At 70.8% G+C, this 2,998-nt stretch carries 4 protein-coding genes; 3 read left to right on the top strand and 1 reads right to left on the bottom strand.

The genetic code is table 11. The features are described from left to right. Positions 1–13: 13 nt before the first annotated feature. Positions 14–496 (bottom strand): hypothetical protein, encoded by a 483-nt coding sequence (locus AC1D01_RS27780; RefSeq protein ID WP_477872154.1) that lies wholly within the window; start codon positions 494–496, stop codon positions 14–16. A gap of 61 nt (positions 497–557) precedes the next feature. Between AC1D01_RS27780 and AC1D01_RS27775 the strand changes: the two genes are divergently transcribed. From AC1D01_RS27775 to AC1D01_RS27765, 3 genes are all read left to right on the top strand, one after another. Then, positions 558–1,196, top strand: coding sequence for a TetR/AcrR family transcriptional regulator (locus AC1D01_RS27775; protein WP_477872152.1), 639 nt, complete (start codon positions 558–560; stop codon positions 1,194–1,196). Between the two features lie 104 nt (positions 1,197–1,300). Then, positions 1,301–1,702, top strand: coding sequence for a VOC family protein (locus AC1D01_RS27770; protein WP_477872150.1), 402 nt, complete (start codon positions 1,301–1,303; stop codon positions 1,700–1,702). Positions 1,703–1,898: 196 nt separating this feature from the next. After that, positions 1,899–2,960: a GlxA family transcriptional regulator gene (locus AC1D01_RS27765; RefSeq protein ID WP_477872148.1), complete on the top strand. Its 1,062-nt coding sequence runs from the start codon at positions 1,899–1,901 to the stop codon at positions 2,958–2,960. Positions 2,961–2,998: the final 38 nt, after the last annotated feature.

Genomic DNA, 2,998 nt, shown 5'->3' with positions numbered 1-2,998 from the left:
CCTCACCGCCGCATCACAGCGTGACGACGCGCGAATCGAGATCACGCCGCCAGTCGTCGGTCAGCACGAGGAAGAAGGCCTCGCGGGTGTCGACGCGCGCGAACTCGAAGCCGTACGGCCGCTGGTTCGCCTGCACCAGGTCGCCGGTGCCCAGCGGGCGCGCGGCCAGCGCCTGGCGCGGCAGCTCGAGGATGAACTCGCGCTCGGCCCCGGCCTCGGTGGCGCGCAGCGTCAGCTGCAGCATCGCGGGGCGGCCGGCGGCTTCCGCCACCTCGGCCACGTCGATCACGCGGTACTGCCCTTCGGCCACTTCCTTGTCGCGCTTGGAGCTGTTGCTCGATCCCTTGATCGAATCGGAGACGCTGCCCGACGAGGCCGAGCCGGCGCTCGATGCCGAGGACGCGAAGCTCTCGGCATGGCCGGGCAGCGTGGTGGCCAGGGCCAGGAGCGACAGCGCAGACAGGCAGGCTGCGCGAACGGTGGTCAGGCGGGTCATGGTCATCCTTGTAGGCTGGGCTCGGCGCAGCATAGCCTACGGCGCGCGAGAATCCACCCCCATGCCCCGCACCCCGTCCCTGACCCCCCGCAAGGCGCCCCGGCAGGCCCGTTCGCAGCGCACCGTCGAGGCGCTGCTCGAGGCCGCGGCGCAGGTGCTCGAAGCGCGCGGCATCGCCGGCTTCAACACGAATGCGGTGGCCGAGCGCGCGGGCGTCGGCATCGGCTCGCTGTACCAATACTTTCCGTCGAAGGAGGCGCTGACGCTCGGGCTGATGCAGCGTGAGGGCGAACGCTTCCACGCCGAGGCCCACGCCGCGCTGCAGCAGGCCGATAGCACCGCGGCCCTGCGCGTGCTGATCGCCGCCGCCGTGGCACAACAGCTGCGCCGGCCCGAACTGGCACGCCTGCTCGACGTGGAGGAGAGCCGCCCGGAGCTGCGCGCCGCGGTGAGCAAGGGGGCGTTCCGCGCGGTCGTCTCCGAGCTGCTGGGCCGCGCCGACCTGCCGCGCCAGCGCGACCACGAACTGGCGGTGTCCGATGTCGGCGCCATCGTGCGCGGCATCGTCGACGGCGCCGGCGAGCGCGGCGAGACCGACGAGGCCGGGCTGCGGCGGCGCGTCGAGGCGGCCGTCTTCGGCTACCTGCGGCTGGCCGCCGACGGCCCCGAAAGCGAGTCGGGCATCGCGGGCCTCCGCTGAGCCCCCCGCGCGGCCAGGGGCCGCGGCCCGGGCGCCGATGCGAGTAGAGCGAATGGCGCCCGCTTCCTACGATGCCTTCCTTTCTCACCACGAGGCATCGCCCCATGAACGACATCACCACCGCGATGAAGCTCAACCACCTGAGCTTCCCTTCGAACGACCTCGCCGCGTCGACGCGCTTCTTCGAGCAGCGGCTCGGCTGCACCAGCACCGCCTACCCCGGCCACAACATCCTGAAGCGGCCGGGCTTCGACATCGTGCTCGAGCAGGCGCAGGGCTTCGAGGTCGACTGGCCGCGCAACTTCCACATCGGCTTCGAGCTGCCGACCGCCGAGGACGTGCGCACGCTGTACACGCGCTTCAAGGCCGACGGCATTGAAATGCAGGTCGACCTGGTCAAGAGCCCGCGCGGCACCCGCTTCTTCTGCGTCGCGCCGGGCGGCCTGCTGGTCGAGATCAACACCCGGGAAGACGCGCCCGAAGCCGTGCGATTGACGATGACTTGACAACCCGCGGGAGAACCCATCCATCGGTTCAGGCCAATACGACCTCCATTCGCGCCAAGGGAGGTCGATGTGCAAAAAATTGCACACTCAGATTCCACACGAGCCGGAGAAGATAGAACCCAGTTACGAACAGCAACAAAGTTGGGACAGGGGGTACAAAAAAATGGAAGCCATCTCGGATGTGCGAAGCATCGCCATGCTCGTGCCGGACGGATCGAGCATCGTCAGCGTGGCCGGTCCGGCCGAAGTCTTCACCGTCGCCAATGCCGTGCTGGCACGCGCCGAGCGGCCACCGGCCTACCGCGTGACCAGCGTCYCGCGGCGCGGCGGCCTGGTCGGCAGCTCGTCGGGGCTGGCGCTGCAGACGGCGCCGCTGGAGACGCTCACGCCGGCCGGCATCGACACGCTGCTGGTGTGCGGCGGCCCGGAGATCGGGCCCGTGCTGCGCGATGCGGTGCTGATCGACTGGATCGGCCARGTCGCACCGAAGGCGGGACGCGTCGGCTCGATCGGCACCGGCTCGTTCCTGCTGGCCGCCGCGGGCCTGTTGAATGGCAAGCGCGCGGTCACGCTGGCCGGTCATGGCGACGATTTCAGAACGCGCTATCCGCGCGTGCAGCTGGACGACGACCCGATCTACGTGCAAGCGGGCAAGGTGTGGACGGCCGCCGGCATGACGGCCGGCATCGACATGGCGCTCGCGCTGGTGCGGGCCGACCTGGGCCCGCAGATCGGCCTGGACGTGGCGCGCGAGCTGGTGGTGTTCATGGCGCGCTCGGGGAGCCAGGCGCAGCGCAGCACCTTGCTGAACCTGCAGGAGCGCCTCGCGCAGCGTGGTGCCGACAGCATGCTGACCGACCTGCTCGGCTGGGTCGCGACGCGGCTGAGCCAGCCCACCACCGTGACCGACATGGCCGGGCGCGCCGGCATGAGCCCGCGCAACTTCGCGCGCTTCTTCGTGCGCAGCACCGGGCAGACGCCGGCCAAGGTGGTGGAGCAACTGCGCGTCGAGCGCGCCTGCCACCTGCTGGAGGCCTCGCCGGTGTCGATCAAGGCGATCGCGGCGCAGAGCGGTTTCGTCGACGACGAGCGCATGCGCCGCGCCTTCGTGCGCCAGGTCGGCTGCACGCCGGCCGAGTACCGCGCCCGGCTGGGCGGCTTCGATGCGCCGGGCCGCAAGGCGAACTCGGGGCAGCGCCACCTGCGCCGGGCGCCCCTGCCCGCGCAGGAGGCCCGCTCGCAAGGAGAACCCGCATGATCGAGCTGCTGATCTGGCTGGGCAGTGTGGCGGTGTTC

Source organism: Rhizobacter sp. P3_B12, from assembly GCF_056402895.1.
This window is presented reverse-complemented; position numbering and strand designations above follow the sequence as displayed.

Coding starts and splice junctions, on each gene's coding strand:
- AC1D01_RS27780 (WP_477872154.1), bottom strand. CDS start 496: ATGACCCGCCTGACCACCGTTCGCGCAGCCTGCCTGTCTGCGCTGTCG.
- AC1D01_RS27770 (WP_477872150.1), top strand. CDS start 1,301: ATGAACGACATCACCACCGCGATGAAGCTCAACCACCTGAGCTTCCCT.
- AC1D01_RS27775 (WP_477872152.1), top strand. CDS start 558: ATGCCCCGCACCCCGTCCCTGACCCCCCGCAAGGCGCCCCGGCAGGCC.